The organism is Pseudomonas sp. SWRI18 (assembly GCF_014268345.1).
Lineage (GTDB): Bacteria > Pseudomonadota > Gammaproteobacteria > Pseudomonadales > Pseudomonadaceae > Aquipseudomonas > Aquipseudomonas cedrina.
In genome coordinates, this window is sequence record NZ_JACCQQ010000016.1 from 94,027 (window position 1) to 108,650 (window position 14,624).

Genomic DNA, 14,624 nt, shown 5'->3' on the forward strand with positions numbered 1-14,624 from the left:
TTCTCATGGGTTGAATATTATTACCATAATAATATTTAGCAAGCGACAGGCATGACCATTGGTCAGAAGAGAACATGCAGAGGGAGAAGAAGAATTGGCCAAACGCCAGACAAACAAAAGGGCCATTCAATAATTGAATGACCCTTAAAAATCCCGCAGAGCGGGTAATCGTGGCGTCCCCTAGGGGACTCGAACCCCTGTTACCGCCGTGAAAGGGCGGTGTCCTAGGCCACTAGACGAAGGGGACACAAACCTTCTGTACAACCTGATCAAGCAAGGCCTGATCTGTTCAAGGACGGTGTGGCCAGACCCTGAACCTGTAAATTGGTGGAGCTAAACGGGATCGAACCGTTGACCTCTTGCATGCCATGCAAGCGCTCTCCCAGCTGAGCTATAGCCCCGGATTTTTCGTCTCGCGACGCAGCAGACCTTTCGAGCTGCTTGTTGAAACTGGCGTCCCCTAGGGGACTCGAACCCCTGTTACCGCCGTGAAAGGGCGGTGTCCTAGGCCACTAGACGAAGGGGACAAAACCTTCTGTACAACGGATCAGCGCTGAGAACTGATCGATTCAAGGCCGGTGTGGCCAGGCCTTGAACCTGTAGATTGGTGGAGCTAAACGGGATCGAACCGTTGACCTCTTGCATGCCATGCAAGCGCTCTCCCAGCTGAGCTATAGCCCCTCATCGGTGAGGACGGGGCGAATCTTAATGGCGGTTTGGAAGTGTGTCAAATTTATTTTCAACAATTTCCAAAATTTTTTGCCGGGATAACAATCACTTACCGGTGAAACCCCGGAAAACCGGGGTTTCACCGTTACGACGGCCTGCTTAAGCGATAGCGCCCAGCAGTTTTTCCCATTCCTTGTTTTCTTTCTTCGACACACCACCCAGCAAATCAAGGGCTTGGCGCAGACGGAAACGGGTCAGGTCCGGGCCGAGGATTTCCATCGCATCGAGTACCGACACCGAACTGGCCTGCCCGGTGATCGCGGCAAACATCAGCGGCATGGCGTCGCGCAGCTTCAACTCCAGGGACTCCACCACCGCCTGGATCGTCGCGGTGATCGCCTCCTTCTCCCACTGGCGCAGGCTTTCCAGTTTCCACAGGATCAGCTGCATCAACTGGCGGACCTGATCACCGGAGAGCTTCTTGGATTCGAACAGCTTGGCATCCGGGTTCACGCCACCGGCAAAGAAGAAGCTGGCCAACGGTGCGACCTGGCTGAAGGTCTCCACCCTGCCCTGCACCAACGGTGCGATCTTCATCATGTACTCGGGGTTCAACGCCCATTGCTGCACGCGGCTGGCGAACTCCTGCACCGGCAGGTCACGCAGCCACTGGCCGTTGAGCCAGGACAGCTTCTCGATATCGAAGATCGGCCCGCCCAGGGACACGCGGGACAGGTCGAAGTTATCGACCATTTCCTGCAGCGAGAACTTCTCGCGCTCGTCCGGCATCGACCAGCCCATGCGGCCCAAGTAATTGAGCATGGCTTCCGGCATGAACCCCATGCGCTCGTAGAAGGTCACCGAGGTCGGGTTCTTGCGCTTGGACAGCTTGCTCTTGTCAGGGTTACGCAGCAGCGGCATGTAGCACAGCTGCGGCTGTTCCCAGCCGAAGTACTCATAGAGCAGGATCAGTTTCGGCGCCGATGGCAGCCACTCTTCGCCACGCAGTACGTGGGTAATGCCCATCAGGTGGTCATCGACCACGTTGGCCAGGAAGTACGTCGGCAGACCGTCGGTCTTCATCAGCACTTGCATGTCCATGCGGTCCCACGGGATCTCGACGTCGCCGCGCAGCATGTCCGGCACCACGCAAACGCCTTCGCTCGGCACTTTCATGCGGATCACGTGGGGCTCGCCGGCGGCCAGGCGCCGCGCCACTTCTTCTTTCGACAGCAACAACGCGCGGCCGTCGTAACGCGGGGTTTCGCCACGGGCCATCTGCTCGGCGCGCATCTGGTCCAGTTCTTCAGCGGTGCAGAAGCACGGGAAGGCGTGGCCCATATCAACCAATTGCTGGGTGTACTGCTTATAGATGTCGCTGCGCTCGCTCTGGCGATACGGGCCGTGGGGGCCGCCGACGTCCGGGCCTTCCGCCCAGGTAATGCCCAGCCAGCGCAGGGCATCGAAAATCTGCTGTTCCGACTCGCGGGTGGAGCGCAACTGGTCGGTGTCTTCAATCCGCAGGATGAACTCACCGCCGTGCTGCTTGGCAAAGCAGTAGTTGAACAAGGCGATGTAAGCAGTGCCGACGTGGGGATCCCCAGTAGGCGATGGCGCGATGCGCGTGCGGACGGTGGTCATGGCAGGTCTCGAATGGGCGATATAACTGAAAAATTTAAACAAGGGGCGGATGGTAACACCAGCTTGGGTGATTCCGGGAGACCGAGGCGCCTGCATTCACGAGCAAGCCCGCCCCCACACTTGATCGCGTTCATTCAGTTGGAATGCAGTCAAATGTGGGAGCGGGCTTGCTCGCGAAGGGGCCAGCAAGGTCAGCGCAATCAAACAGCCAGAAGGCGCTCGCGCAACTTGCCAATCTCATCACGCGTCTGCGCCGCCGCCTCGAACTCCAGGTCCCGCGCCAACTGGTACATCTTCTCTTCCAGTTGCCGAATACGCTTGGTGATTTCACTCGGCGAGCGCAGTTCGTTTTCGTACTTGGCGCTCTCCTCGGCGGCCTTGGCCATGCCCTTGCGCTTCTTGCTGCGCGAACCAGGCACGGTGGCGCCTTCCATGATATCGGCGACATCCTTGAACACGCCCTTGGGGATGATGCCGTTCTCCAGGTTGAACGCGATCTGCTTGTCGCGACGGCGCTGGGTCTCGCCAATCGCGCGCTCCATGGAGCCGGTGATGCGGTCCGCGTAGAGAATCGCGCGGCCATTGAGGTTACGTGCCGCGCGACCGATGGTCTGGATCAGCGAGCGTTCGGAACGCAGGAAGCCCTCCTTGTCCGCATCGAGAATCGCCACCAGCGACACTTCCGGCATGTCCAGGCCTTCGCGCAGCAGGTTGATCCCCACCAACACGTCAAAGGTGCCCAGGCGCAGGTCACGGATAATCTCCACGCGCTCCACGGTGTCGATGTCCGAGTGCAGGTAACGCACGCGCACGCCGTGGTCGGCCAGGTAGTCGGTCAAGTCTTCGGACATGCGCTTGGTCAGCGTGGTGACCAATACCCGCTCCCCGAGGGCAACACGCTTGCCGATTTCCGAGAGCAGGTCGTCGACTTGGGTCAGCGCCGGGCGGATTTCGATTTCCGGGTCCACCAGGCCCGTCGGGCGCACCAGTTGCTCGATCACCCGGCCGGCATGTTCGGCCTCGTAGTTGCCGGGCGTCGCCGACACAAAGATGGTCTGCGGGCTGATGGCTTCCCACTCATCGAAGCGCATCGGCCGGTTATCCAGCGCCGACGGCAGGCGGAAGCCGTACTCCACCAGCGTCTCTTTACGCGAACGGTCGCCCTTATACATGGCGCCGACCTGCGGCACGCTGACGTGGGACTCGTCGATCACCAGCAGCGCGTCGGGCGGCAAGTAGTCATAAAGGGTCGGCGGCGGCGCGCCGGATTCGCGGCCCGAGAGATAGCGCGAGTAGTTTTCGATGCCGTTGCAGTAGCCCAGCTCCAGGATCATCTCCAGGTCGAAGCGCGTGCGCTGCTCCAGGCGCTGGGCTTCGACGAGCTTGTTGTTGGCGCGCAGGTACTCCAGGCGCTCGGCCAATTCGGCCTTGATGCCCTCGATGGCGCCCATCAGGGTTTCGCGCGGGGTCACGTAGTGGCTTTTCGGATAAAAGGTGAAGCGCGGCAGTTTGCGGATCACCTCACCGGTCAACGGGTCGAAGGCCGACAGGCTCTCGACTTCATCGTCGAACAGCTCGATGCGGATCGCTTCCAGGTCGGATTCGGCCGGGTAAATGTCGATCACATCGCCCCGCACGCGGAACGTGGCGCGGGCAAAGTCCATGTCGTTGCGCGTGTATTGCAGGCTGGTCAGGCGGCGCAGCAGCTCGCGCTGGTCGAGTTTGTCGCCGCGGTCGACGTGCAGCACCATCTTCAGATAGGTTTCCGGGCTGCCCAGGCCGTAGATGCACGACACCGTGGTGACGATGATCGCGTCCTTGCGCTCCAGCAACGCTTTGGTCGCCGACAGCCGCATCTGCTCGATGTGGTCGTTGATCGACGCATCCTTCTCGATAAAGGTATCGGAGGACGGCACGTAGGCTTCGGGCTGGTAGTAGTCGTAATAGGAAACGAAGTATTCCACCGCGTTGTTCGGGAAGAACGCCTTGAACTCGCCGTACAGCTGCGCGGCCAGGGTCTTGTTCGGTGCCAGCACCAGCGTGGGACGGTTGATCTGCGCGATCACGTTGGCGATGCTGAAGGTCTTGCCCGAACCGGTCACCCCGAGCAGCGTCTGGTGGGCCAGGCCGGCCTCGATGCCTTCGACCATCTGGCGAATGGCTTCCGGCTGATCGCCAGCGGGTTCAAAGCGGGTGACGAGTTGGAAATCCGACATAACGTACCTCGTGTAATCACCCCCGGACTGTAAACCCGTCGAGGACGAAATAGACCACCGCCCGCGAAAATCCAAAGCGGGCAGTAGGAAAAAACCATGATAGCCATAGAAGTGGTGGCGGATGTGTCGGGTTTCAAGGTAATCGTCCTACGTGCCCTGTCCGATCTCTATTGCAATAAGACTAACGGTCGGCAAATAAACCGAAAAACTTGGCCGAAAAGCCGTTTAGGCTGTCGCCCTCGGCGGTGATGGCCTCTATACTAGCTCCCCGTTTGTGCACCGCTCTAGTGCATTCGGCTGGAGCGCGACACGTCCCTCCCTTCCCCCATAGAGCTGCCGCAAAAATGAGCCTGTTCTCCGCTGTCGAAATGGCACCACGCGATCCAATCCTGGGCCTCAACGAAGCATTCAACGCCGACACACGAACCACCAAGGTCAACCTTGGCGTGGGCGTTTATTGCAACGAGGAGGGGAAGATTCCACTCTTGCGTGCCGTTGCCGAAGCGGAAGCCATTCGCGTAGCGCAACACGCCGCCCGGGGCTACTTGCCGATCGACGGCATCGCGGCCTACGACAAGGCTGTGCAAACCCTGCTGTTCGGCGCGCAATCGCCCCTGCTCGAAGCCGGCCGCGTCGTCACCGTGCAAGCCGTTGGCGGCACCGGCGCGCTGAAGCTGGGCGCCGACTTCCTCAAGCAACTGCTGCCAGACGCCGTCGTCGCCATCAGCGACCCGAGCTGGGAAAACCACCGCGCCCTGTTCGAAACCGCCGGTTTCCCGGTGCAGAACTACCGCTACTACGACGCCGCCACCCACGACGTAAACCGTGCCGGCCTGCTCGAAGACCTCAACGCCCTGCCGCCACAGTCCATCGTGGTGTTGCACGCGTGCTGCCACAACCCGACCGGCGTCGACCTGAGCCCGGCCGACTGGCAAAACGTGCTGGACGTGGTCAAGGCCAAAAACCTCGTGCCGTTCCTCGACATGGCCTACCAGGGTTTTGGCGACGGTATCCACGAGGACGCCGCTGCGGTGCGCCTGTTCGCTGAGTCCGGCCTGACCTTCTTTGTGTCCAGCTCGTTCTCCAAGTCGTTCTCCCTGTACGGCGAACGCGTCGGTGCGCTGTCCATCGTCGGCGACTCCAAGGAAGAAAGCGCGCGCATCCTGTCCCAGGTCAAGCGTGTGATCCGCACCAACTACTCCAACCCGCCGACCCACGGCGCGGCCATCGTCGCGGCGGTGCTCAACAGCCCAGAGCTGCGTGCCCAGTGGGAAGCCGAGCTGGCCGAGATGCGCCTGCGCATCCGTGCCATGCGTGAGCAGATGGTCGCCGAATTGGCCAAGGCTGCGCCGGGCCACGACTTCAGCTTTGTCGGCCGCCAGCGCGGGATGTTCTCCTACTCCGGCCTGACCGTTGAGCAAGTCACCCGCTTGCGCAGCGAATTCGGCATCTACGCCTTGGATACCGGACGTATCTGCGTGGCGGCGTTGAACCAGTCGAACATCAATGCGGTCACACAGGCAATCGTTCAGGTGCTGTAAACGGTAGCGGTGGCACAAGGAGGGGAAGCCGATGGCTTCCCCTTTTTCGTGTCCAGCCCCTAGACTGAACCTCGACCGCCCCTTTGCTGTGAGAACCCTATGAGAAACGACGACCTGGACCTGCGTGCCGACCGCGACGAACTGGACCACTTCACCCCACGCGCGCCGCAAGCCAAGCGCCAGAAAAGCCTGGTGCTGCAAGTGGCGCTGGGGGTGTTTTTGGGTGGGTTGGCGCTGTGGTTGGTGCAACTGGGCGCGACGGCGATCATGGCCAAGTTAGCCATGGGCACCCTGCAATTCGGCGGCTGATAAGGCCACAAACTGTGGGAGCTGGCTTGCCTGCGATGCCAGCACCTCGGTGTATCAGGCAAACCCGGCTGATGCTATCGCAGGCAAGCCAGCTCCCACATTGGATCTATGGCGCTACCAGATCGCGCTCCTCCAGGAGTTTCACGAAGCTGTTCAAACTCTGCGACACCGTGCCCCGGCGCCAGATCAGCCAAGTGTTCAACACGCGGTAACTGTCGGCCAACGGCCACACACTCACCGCCGCAAAGCCCGGCATGTTTTCCAGCATGCTGCGCGGCATCAAGGCCAAACCCGCCCCGGCGCTGACACAGGCGAGCATGCCGTGGTAGGACTCGATCTCGAAAATCCTGCCAGGCGCCGCGCCATCCTGTGAAAACCAGCGTTCAAAGTGGTGCCGGTATGAGCAGTTCGAGCGAAACGTATAGATATTCTCGCCATTCACGTCCTGCCCGCGCGTGATCGGCGCGTGGTGCAGCGGCGCGACCACCACCATTTCCTCCTCGAACACGGCCACGCCCTCCAGCGTCGAGTGCAGCACCGGGCCATCGACAAAGGCCGCGGTCAGGCGTCCCGACAGCACGCCTTCGATCATCGTGCCAGAAGGCCCGGTGCTCAGGTCCAGCTCGACCTTGGTGTGCTTCTGATTGTACGCCGCCAGCAAGGCTGGAATGCGCACGGCCGCCGTGCTTTCCAGCGAACCGAGGGCGAACGCGCCCTGGGGCTCCTCCCCCGCCACCGTGGCTCGGGCTTCCTGCACCAGGTCGAGAATACGCCGCGCATAGCCGAGGAAATTCCAGCCGGCCGGTGACAGGCGCAGGCGGCTTTTCTCGCGGATAAACAACTCCACGCCCAGATCCTGCTCCAGTTGCTTGATGCGCGTGGTCAGGTTCGACGGCACGCGATGAATCAACTGCGCGGCGGCGCTGATGCTGCCTTGCTCAGCAACGGCCTTGAAGATTTCCAGCTGCACCAGGTCCAAGTCATTCTCCAATCGTGAATGTATCGCTTAATATTATTCAGTTTCCAGAAAAGATACAGCCCCGTAGGCTGGGTCCATCTCATTCATTCAGCCGGACGGTGCCATGAACGCTATTTCCCACCAGACCCACGCCTTGTCGATCAACCCCGCCAATGGCGAAACGGTTGCCAGCTACGCCTACGAAAACGCGTCTCAACTGGACGCCGCCCTTGAGCGTTCCACCCAAGCCTTCCGCACCTGGCGCCGCCAGCCGGTCAGCCAGCGCGCCGAGTTGCTGCTGAGCCTGGCCAGCGCCTTGCGTGAGCAGGCAGAAGAAATGGCCCAGACCATCACCCTGGAAATGGGCAAGCCCATCGCCCAGGCCCGTGCCGAAATCGAAAAATGCGCGCAACTGAGCGAATGGTACGCAGCCCACGGCCCGGCCATGCTCGCCTCGGAACCAACCCTGGTGGACAACGGCAGCGCCCGCATCGAATACCGCCCGTTGGGCCCGATCCTCGCCGTGATGCCGTGGAACTTCCCGGTGTGGCAAGTGCTGCGCGGCGCCGTGCCGACCCTGCTGGCCGGTAACACCTACGTGCTCAAGCATGCGCCGAACGTGATGGGTAGCGCCTACCTGATCCAGCAGGCATTCCACAAAGCCGGCTTCGCCGAAGGCCTGTTCGAAGTGATCAACGTGGCCAACGACGGCGTGTCCAAGGCCATTGCCGACCCGCGCATCGCCGCCGTCACCCTGACCGGCAGCGTCCGTGCCGGCATTGCCATTGGTTCCCAGGCCGGCGCCGCGCTGAAAAAATGTGTGCTGGAACTGGGCGGCTCCGATCCGTTCATCGTGCTCAACGACGCCGACCTCGACGCCGCCGTGCAAGCCGCGCTGATCGGCCGTTTCCAGAACAGTGGTCAGGTCTGCGCAGCCGCCAAGCGCCTGATCATCGAAGCGGGTGTGGTGGAAGCCTTTACCGCCAAATTCCTTGAAGCCAGCCGTGCCCTGGTGATGGGCGACCCGACTTCAGCCTCCACCTACATCGGCCCGATGGCGCGCTTCGACCTGCGCGACGAACTGCACGGCCAGGTCCAGGCCACGCTGGAAGAAGGCGCGACGCTGCTGCTGGGTGGCAACAAAGTGCCCGGCGCCGGCAACTACTACGAGCCTACGGTGCTGGCCAACGTCACCGACCAGATGACCTCGTTCAAACAGGAACTATTCGGTCCCGTGGCGTCGATTATCACCGCGCGCAACGCCGACCACGCCGTAGCCCTGGCGAACGACAGCGAGTTCGGCCTCACCGCAAGCATCTTCACCACAGACCCGGCCAAGGCACGCGACATTGCCGATCAGCTGGAAACCGGCGGGATCTTCGTCAATGCCTTCAGCGTTTCCGACCCTCGTGTGGCGTTTGGTGGCGTGAAAAAGAGCGGTTTCGGGCGCGAGCTGTCGCACTTCGGCGTACGCGAATTCTGCAATGCGCAGACCGTGTGGCTGGATCGTAAGTAAGCCAAAAAAGAACTGAAAACACCGGAGATCAATTGTGGGGGCCTCTGTGGCGAGCGGGCTTGCCACAATAAGCCCGCTCACCAACAGACTCAGCAGCGCACATGCCGCCGCACACACTGCACCAGCCCGTCCAGCGCCTGGGACTTCACCGGCGCCAGCACGCAAACGGTATGCGCCTGCTCGCCTTCCGTCACGGTCAGGGTGTAATGCACCTGGCCGGGGTTACCCGGAGCCGGCGCTTCACTTTGCGGCAACTGAAAGAAGTCCGACGCCTCTATCAGCTGCCGCAACTCCTGCTGGTCGGGTTCCGGTAGTGCATCGAGCGTCAGGGTACGTGGCTTGGCCAAGCCTGGGAAAAACCCAGGCCCGCCGTTTTCCTTGAGCGAAATTTGCATGGTTGTTCCTCACGTCAGACCGTAATGCCGACCGCTTGCCAACCGTCCTTGACCGCCTGCTGCTCTTCCTTGCCCACGCCGTAGAGTCGACCGGCAATATCATAGGTGATGCGTGCAAAGCGCAGGAACCCGGAGTTCGGGCGCAGCCGCGCATCGCGCAACGCGTCGTACCAGATACGCCCGGCGCGCTCCCAGGCGAACCCGCCGAGCTTCGTCGCCACCTGGTAAAACGCATGGTTGGGAATGCCCGAATTGATGTGCACCCCGCCATTGTCCTCGTAAGTCTGGACAAAATCATCCATGTGCCCAGGCTGAGGGTCCTTGCCCAGCAGCTTGTCGTCAAACGCGGTGCCGGGGGCTTTCATCGAACGCAACGCGGTGCCTTTGATCTTTTTGGTGAACAGACCCTTGCCGATCAACCAGTCGGCGTCCTGCGCCGATTGCTGCAACGCATATTGCTTGATCAGTGAACCGAACACGTCCGACAGCGACTCGTTCAGCGCCCCGGACTGATTGAAATACATCAGCTTGGCCTCGTCCTCGGTGACGCCATGGGCCAATTCATGACCAATCACGTCGAGGGCGATGGTGAAGCGGTTGAACAGTTGCTCATCGCCATCGCCGAACACCATCTGGCTGGAGTTCCAGAACGCGTTGTTATAGTTCTGGCCAAAATGAACCGTGGCGTCCAACGCCATACCGGCATCGTCGATGGAGTTGCGGTCGAAGACCTGTTCGAAAAAATCAAAGGTGGCGCCCAGGCCATCATAGGCCTCGTCCACCGCTGCGTCACCGCTGGCGGGCTGCCCTTCGCCACGCACCAGCGTGCCCGGCAGGCTGTCGGTGCCCTCGGCGCTGTAGATCGAGCGACGCTTGCCGGCGCCCATCGCAAGGGCCATGTGCGCGGGCCCTTTGGCCGGCACCGCGACCATGCGCAGTGAGCGGAACGTGCTGTCCTTGGCGCGGGTGCGTAATGCAACGTCGCGTTGGGTTTTATCGCCGTTGCGCGCGATCTGGTCGAGCATGTACGGCGGGATCAGGCAGAAAATCGGATGACGGTGAGGCTGGCGAACACACATGGGCTGACTCCCTTTGGCATGTGACAACGTCCAAGTAATCGATTCAGGATAGCTTCCCGGGTTCAATGCGCCTCATCAATTGTCATTAAGCTATGTTGCAGTCGTGTTTATTCAAGGAGGACTTACCGATGCCAGCACGTAAAGCCAAGATTGATCTTTCGCACCGCCCAAGGCTCGCCGACCTGCACCCGCTGCTCGCGCCCAGCCCTGCCCTGCTGGAGGCCAGGGCGGCGACGCCCCGCGTCACCGCCGCCAAGGACCTCAAGGACCGGCGCGGCTATGCCGAGGATTTCCTCGGCGGCTTCGCGGTGCCCTGGCCCACGGTCGAGCAACGCCTTGCGAGCGATGTACAGACGCAGAAAAACGGCGGCGAACGCCTGGACTACACGCACTTCTCGGTAACGATGTCACGTTCGCGGCGGCTGGCGCTGTATGTAGGCGCCAACATCGATGGCGCGCAGCATGTGGACGTGGCCCGCAGCAACGACACCTGGGCCTACGACGGTCGCCTGCCGATCGACGCACAGGTGGGCGAGGACCTGTACGCTGGCAACGGTCTGGATCGCGGCCACCTGGTACGCCGGCAAGACCCCAATTGGGGCGACGAGGCGAAGACCGCCAACTTCGACACCTTCCACTTCACCAACTGCTCGCCGCAGATGAGCGGGTTCAACCAGAAGACCTGGCTGGAACTCGAGGACTACATCCTCGATAACACCCAACGCTGGAAAGCCCGCGCAACGGTGTTTACCGGCCCGGTGTTCAGCGACGACGACCGGGTGTACCGGGGCGTCAAGATCCCCAAGGCGTTCTGGAAAGTCGTCGCTTACCTCAGCGATGATGGCAAACCCTCCGCCAGCGCCTACATGATTGACCAGAGCCGCGAACTGGGCCAGCTCGACCTGATGTTCGGCCAGCTCAGGACCTACCAGCGCAGCGTGATCCAGATCGAACGCCTGACCGGCATCCGTTTCGCCAACCTGGCCGACTACGACGGCTTCAGCAACGAAGAGCGCGCCACCGGCACGCGCATCGAAGCGCTGATCCAGGGCCCGGACGACATTCGTCTCTGACGGGACGCGCCTTGGGCTATTTCGCCAGGCGCTAATCAACTACCATACCGCGCCGGTTCCCAAACGGGACTAATAGGGAATCCGAAGCGCGGTACACCCGCGCCAATCGGAACTGCCCCCGCAACTGTAGGTGCCGAGCCTGCTCCTTGATGCCACTGGACCCGTCCGGGAAGGCTGGAGCGTGGCGACGACGCATCAGTCAGGAGACCTGCCGGCGCAAGCTCTATCACTAACCGGCGGGGTGTCCGGGAAGGACATTCTTGCCTGCCTGTACCACAGCGCTCGAGCGTCTATTTCCAATACCGTACCTCCCCAGTTCCACGTACGGTTCACCCGGAGATCGCTCCATGCTGCCACGCGTTACCGCCCTGCTCGCCGGCATCGGCTTCTGTGCCCTGGCCCACGCCGCGCCCACCCACTACCCGCTGAGCGTGGAAAACTGCGGCAGCCACCTCAGCTTCCAGCAAGCGCCCGCCCGCAGCGTGACCATCGGCCAGGCAGCTACCGAGATGCTGTATGCCTTGGGCGTGGGCGACAAAGTGGTCGGCACGTCGCTGTGGTTCAACAGCGTATTGCCGCAGTTCAAGACGCAGAACGACACCATCGAGCGCCTGGCCAACAACGAGCCGAGCTTCGAAGCGGTGATCGCCAAGCGCCCGCAACTGGTAGCCGCCGAGCTGGAATGGGTGGTCGGCGCGCACGGTGTAGTGGGTACGCGCGAGCAATTCCATGAACTGAAGATCCCGACCTATCTGTTGCCTTCCGACTGCGAAGGCAAGGACAACCTGGTGGGCGCCGACGGCACGCGACTGCAGCCGTTTCGCATCGAGACCATTTACAAAAGCATCAGCCAACTGGCGCAGATCTTCGACGTACAGGATCGCGGCCAGCAGTTAAATGACGAACTCAAGGCGCGTCTGGCCAAGTCCATCGCCACCGTGCAAAACAAAGGCCTCAAGCACGCCAGCGCACTGGTGTGGTTCTCCAGTTCCGAAATGGCCAGCGACCCGTACGTGGCCGGCCATAAAGGCGTTCCCGAATTCATGCTGCAGACGCTGGGCTTGCACAACGTGGTGCAGTCCGATGAAGAGTGGCCCGCCGTCGGCTGGGAAACCATTGCCAAGGCCAACCCGACCTTCCTGGTGATCGCACGCATGGACCGCCGCCGCTACCCCGCTGACGATCATGAAAAGAAACTCGCTTTTTTGCGCAGCGATCCGGTGACGCGCAACATGGACGCGGTTAAAAACAACCGCATCATCATTCTCGACGCCATGGCGTTGCAGGCCAGCATTCGCACGTTCGACGGCCTTGAACAATTGGCGGCCGCCATCGACGGCTACGACCTGCGCAAATGATCCGCGCCCTACTCGCCCTGGCCTTGCTGCTGATCGCTGTGCTCGCCGGCGTGGCCATCGGCGAAACCGCCATCTCGCCGCAAGTGGTGCTGCAGGTACTCGCCAACAAACTATGGGCTGCCGGTTATGTGCTGGACCCCATCGATGAAGGCGTGGTGTGGAACTATCGGCTGACGCGCACGCTGGTCGCCGCCGCCTGCGGTGCCGGGCTGGCGACGTGCGGGGTGATCCTGCAGTCGTTGTTGCGCAACCCGCTGGCCGATCCGTACCTGCTGGGCATCAGCGCCGGCGCCTCGACCGGCGCGGTGCTGGTGGCATTGATGGGCGTCGGTGGCGGGCTGGTGTCGCTGTCGGCCGGTGCGTTTGCCGGGGCAATGGCGGCATTCGCCCTGGTGATCCTGCTCGCGCGCGCCAGCGGTTCCTCCAGCGGCACCGGCCAGATCATCCTCGCCGGCATTGCCGGTTCGCAGCTGTTCAATGCGCTCACCGCGTTCCTGATCACCAAGTCCGCCAGTTCCGAACAGGCGCGCGGCATCCTGTTCTGGCTGCTGGGCAACCTCAGCGGCGTGCGCTGGCCCTCGGTGTGGCTGGCGGTGCCGGTGGCGGTCGCAGGGTTGGCGGTGTGCCTGTGGCACCGTCGGGCGTTGGACGCGTTTACCTTCGGCAGCGACTCGGCGGCGTCCCTCGGTATTCCCGTGCGGCGCGTGCAGTTCGTGCTGGTGGGTTGCGCGGCCCTGGTGACGGCGGTGATGGTGTCGATTGTCGGCTCCATCGGTTTTGTCGGGCTGGTCATTCCCCACGCCGTGCGCCTGTTGCTCGGCACCGGGCATTCGCGCCTGCTGCCGGCCAGTGCGTTGGGTGGCGCGCTGTTTTTGATCGCGGCGGATGTGCTGTCGCGCACGCTGATCAAGGGCCAAGTGATTCCGGTCGGTGTGGTCACGGCACTGGTCGGCGCACCGGTGTTCGCGCTGATCCTGATCGGCCGGAGGAACGCGCGATGACGGTACTCAGTTGCAGCGGGCTGGGCTTCAAGGTGCGTGAAGCCCAACTACTGCGTGATATTCACCTGGACGTGCACTTGGGTGAAACCCTGGGCATCGTCGGGCCGAACGGCTCCGGCAAATCCACCCTGCTCAAACTGCTCGCCGGCTTGCGTACGCCGGCCTGCGGTGAGGTGCGGCTGGGCGGTGCGCGATTGGGCGAGCTGTCCCGTCGCGCCATCGCGCAGACACTGGCGGTGGTGGAGCAACAGGCCGACACCGACGATGCGATCCGTGTCTTTGATGCCGTGGCACTGGGGCGCACGCCGTGGCTGTCGGCGCTGAGCCCGTGGTCCAGCGAGGACGACGCCATCGTCAACCAGGCCCTGCATGACGTCGACGCCACCCACCTGAGCCAGCGCGCCTGGCGCAGCCTCTCCGGCGGCGAACGCCAGCGCGTGCACATCGCCCGCGCGCTGGCGCAACGCCCGCAGATCCTGCTGCTGGATGAGCCGACCAATCATCTGGATATCCAACATCAACTGGGGATATTGAAGGGGATACAGGGGTTGCCGGTGACCACCTTGGTTGCGCTGCATGATCTGAACCAGGCGCTGACCTGTGACCGGCTGGCAGTCTTGGATCACGGCCGGCTGGTGGCGCTGGGTCAGCCGCTGGAGGTGCTGACGCCGCAACGGCTGCAGCAGACGTTTGGCGTGCAGGCTCACTACCTCACAGACCCGTTCGATGGGGCGCAGATACTGCGGTTGCGCCCTAACTAGCGCACGCTTACGAAAACACCAAAAATCCAATGTGGGAGCGGGCTTGCTCGCGAAAGCGGTCGATCAGTTGATTAATTATTGACTGATACACCGCATTCGCGAGCAAG

General features: G+C 62.0%; 12 protein-coding genes, 4 tRNA genes and 1 riboswitch. Of the genes, 7 read left to right on the plus strand and 9 right to left on the minus strand.

Translation table 11 applies throughout. From position 1 onward, the window contains the following. Window positions 1-171 precede the first annotated feature (171 nt). The 6 genes from H0Z09_RS18080 to uvrB form a co-directional block, all read right to left on the minus strand. Window positions 172-247, minus strand: a tRNA-Glu gene (locus tag H0Z09_RS18080). Between the two features lie 78 nt (window positions 248-325). Continuing rightward, a tRNA-Ala gene (locus H0Z09_RS18085) sits at window positions 326-401 on the minus strand. Window positions 402-451: 50 nt separating this feature from the next. Next, a tRNA-Glu gene (locus H0Z09_RS18090) sits at window positions 452-527 on the minus strand. Between the two features lie 78 nt (window positions 528-605). Further along, window positions 606-681: transfer RNA gene (locus H0Z09_RS18095), tRNA-Ala, on the minus strand. A 147-nt stretch (window positions 682-828) separates the two neighbouring features. Continuing rightward, window positions 829-2,310, minus strand: coding sequence for a glutamate--tRNA ligase (gene gltX, locus H0Z09_RS18100; protein ID WP_076953510.1), 1,482 nt, complete (start codon window positions 2,308-2,310; stop codon window positions 829-831). Window positions 2,311-2,510: 200 nt separating this feature from the next. Beyond that, window positions 2,511-4,526 (minus strand): excinuclease ABC subunit UvrB, encoded by a 2,016-nt coding sequence (gene uvrB / locus H0Z09_RS18105; protein WP_186692042.1) that lies wholly within the window; start codon window positions 4,524-4,526, stop codon window positions 2,511-2,513. A gap of 344 nt (window positions 4,527-4,870) precedes the next feature. On the opposite strand from uvrB, the gene H0Z09_RS18110 reads away from it, so the two are divergent. Next, on the plus strand, window positions 4,871-6,067 hold the full coding sequence (locus H0Z09_RS18110; RefSeq protein ID WP_186692044.1) for an amino acid aminotransferase: 1,197 nt from the start codon (window positions 4,871-4,873) through the stop codon (window positions 6,065-6,067). Between the two features lie 99 nt (window positions 6,068-6,166). Next, window positions 6,167-6,376 (plus strand): hypothetical protein, encoded by a 210-nt coding sequence (locus tag H0Z09_RS18115; RefSeq protein WP_017847720.1) that lies wholly within the window; start codon window positions 6,167-6,169, stop codon window positions 6,374-6,376. A 106-nt stretch (window positions 6,377-6,482) separates the two neighbouring features. On the opposite strand, the gene H0Z09_RS18120 is transcribed toward H0Z09_RS18115, so the two are convergent. Continuing rightward, complete coding sequence (locus tag H0Z09_RS18120; protein ID WP_186692046.1) at window positions 6,483-7,355, minus strand: LysR family transcriptional regulator; 873 nt, start codon at window positions 7,353-7,355, stop codon at window positions 6,483-6,485. 103 nt (window positions 7,356-7,458) lie between these two features. Here H0Z09_RS18120 and H0Z09_RS18125 point away from each other — a divergent pair, with 103 nt between their 5' ends. Beyond that, window positions 7,459-8,850 carry an aldehyde dehydrogenase family protein gene (locus H0Z09_RS18125; protein ID WP_186692048.1) on the plus strand — a complete coding sequence of 464 codons (1,392 nt, stop codon included), beginning with the start codon at window positions 7,459-7,461 and terminating at the stop codon, window positions 8,848-8,850. Between the two features lie 89 nt (window positions 8,851-8,939). On the opposite strand, the gene H0Z09_RS18130 is transcribed toward H0Z09_RS18125, so the two are convergent. Together H0Z09_RS18130 and H0Z09_RS18135 are read right to left on the minus strand one after the other, a co-directional pair. Next, window positions 8,940-9,245 carry a protealysin inhibitor emfourin gene (locus H0Z09_RS18130; RefSeq protein WP_186692050.1) on the minus strand — a complete coding sequence of 102 codons (306 nt, stop codon included), beginning with the start codon at window positions 9,243-9,245 and terminating at the stop codon, window positions 8,940-8,942. A 14-nt stretch (window positions 9,246-9,259) separates the two neighbouring features. Next, window positions 9,260-10,324, minus strand: coding sequence for a M4 family metallopeptidase (locus tag H0Z09_RS18135; protein WP_186692052.1), 1,065 nt, complete (start codon window positions 10,322-10,324; stop codon window positions 9,260-9,262). Window positions 10,325-10,452: 128 nt separating this feature from the next. Here H0Z09_RS18135 and H0Z09_RS18140 point away from each other — a divergent pair, with 128 nt between their 5' ends. The 4 genes from H0Z09_RS18140 to H0Z09_RS18155 all read left to right on the plus strand — a co-directional run bounded on the left by H0Z09_RS18140 (window position 10,453) and on the right by H0Z09_RS18155 (window position 14,517). Continuing rightward, entirely contained in the window at window positions 10,453-11,397 is a 945-nt protein-coding gene (locus tag H0Z09_RS18140; protein WP_186692054.1) for a DNA/RNA non-specific endonuclease, read from the plus strand. Between the two features lie 36 nt (window positions 11,398-11,433). Then, window positions 11,434-11,628, plus strand: a riboswitch (cobalamin riboswitch). 116 nt (window positions 11,629-11,744) lie between these two features. Beyond that, window positions 11,745-12,755 (plus strand): ABC transporter substrate-binding protein, encoded by a 1,011-nt coding sequence (locus H0Z09_RS18145; protein WP_186692058.1) that lies wholly within the window; start codon window positions 11,745-11,747, stop codon window positions 12,753-12,755. Then, window positions 12,752-13,756 (plus strand): iron ABC transporter permease, encoded by a 1,005-nt coding sequence (locus tag H0Z09_RS18150; RefSeq protein WP_186692060.1) that lies wholly within the window; start codon window positions 12,752-12,754, stop codon window positions 13,754-13,756. The genes H0Z09_RS18145 and H0Z09_RS18150 overlap by 4 nt, the downstream gene beginning before the upstream one ends. After that, window positions 13,753-14,517, plus strand: a complete 765-nt coding sequence (locus tag H0Z09_RS18155; RefSeq protein ID WP_186692062.1) for an ABC transporter ATP-binding protein — start codon at window positions 13,753-13,755, stop codon at window positions 14,515-14,517. Before H0Z09_RS18150 ends, H0Z09_RS18155 begins: the two co-directional genes overlap by 4 nt. The last annotated feature ends 107 nt before the right edge of the window (window positions 14,518-14,624 follow it).

What these genes read in the sequence shown, in the direction of transcription:
- gltX (WP_076953510.1), bottom strand. Translation starts at nt 2,310, where the DNA reads ATGACCACCGTCCGCACGCGCATCGCGCCATCGCCTACTGGGGATCCC.
- uvrB (WP_186692042.1), bottom strand. Translation starts at nt 4,526, where the DNA reads ATGTCGGATTTCCAACTCGTCACCCGCTTTGAACCCGCTGGCGATCAG.
- H0Z09_RS18110 (WP_186692044.1), top strand. Translation starts at nt 4,871, where the DNA reads ATGAGCCTGTTCTCCGCTGTCGAAATGGCACCACGCGATCCAATCCTG.
- H0Z09_RS18115 (WP_017847720.1), top strand. Translation starts at nt 6,167, where the DNA reads ATGAGAAACGACGACCTGGACCTGCGTGCCGACCGCGACGAACTGGAC.
- H0Z09_RS18125 (WP_186692048.1), top strand. Translation starts at nt 7,459, where the DNA reads ATGAACGCTATTTCCCACCAGACCCACGCCTTGTCGATCAACCCCGCC.
- H0Z09_RS18130 (WP_186692050.1), bottom strand. Translation starts at nt 9,245, where the DNA reads ATGCAAATTTCGCTCAAGGAAAACGGCGGGCCTGGGTTTTTCCCAGGC.
- H0Z09_RS18135 (WP_186692052.1), bottom strand. Translation starts at nt 10,324, where the DNA reads ATGTGTGTTCGCCAGCCTCACCGTCATCCGATTTTCTGCCTGATCCCG.
- H0Z09_RS18140 (WP_186692054.1), top strand. Translation starts at nt 10,453, where the DNA reads ATGCCAGCACGTAAAGCCAAGATTGATCTTTCGCACCGCCCAAGGCTC.
- H0Z09_RS18145 (WP_186692058.1), top strand. Translation starts at nt 11,745, where the DNA reads ATGCTGCCACGCGTTACCGCCCTGCTCGCCGGCATCGGCTTCTGTGCC.
- H0Z09_RS18150 (WP_186692060.1), top strand. Translation starts at nt 12,752, where the DNA reads ATGATCCGCGCCCTACTCGCCCTGGCCTTGCTGCTGATCGCTGTGCTC.
- H0Z09_RS18155 (WP_186692062.1), top strand. Translation starts at nt 13,753, where the DNA reads ATGACGGTACTCAGTTGCAGCGGGCTGGGCTTCAAGGTGCGTGAAGCC.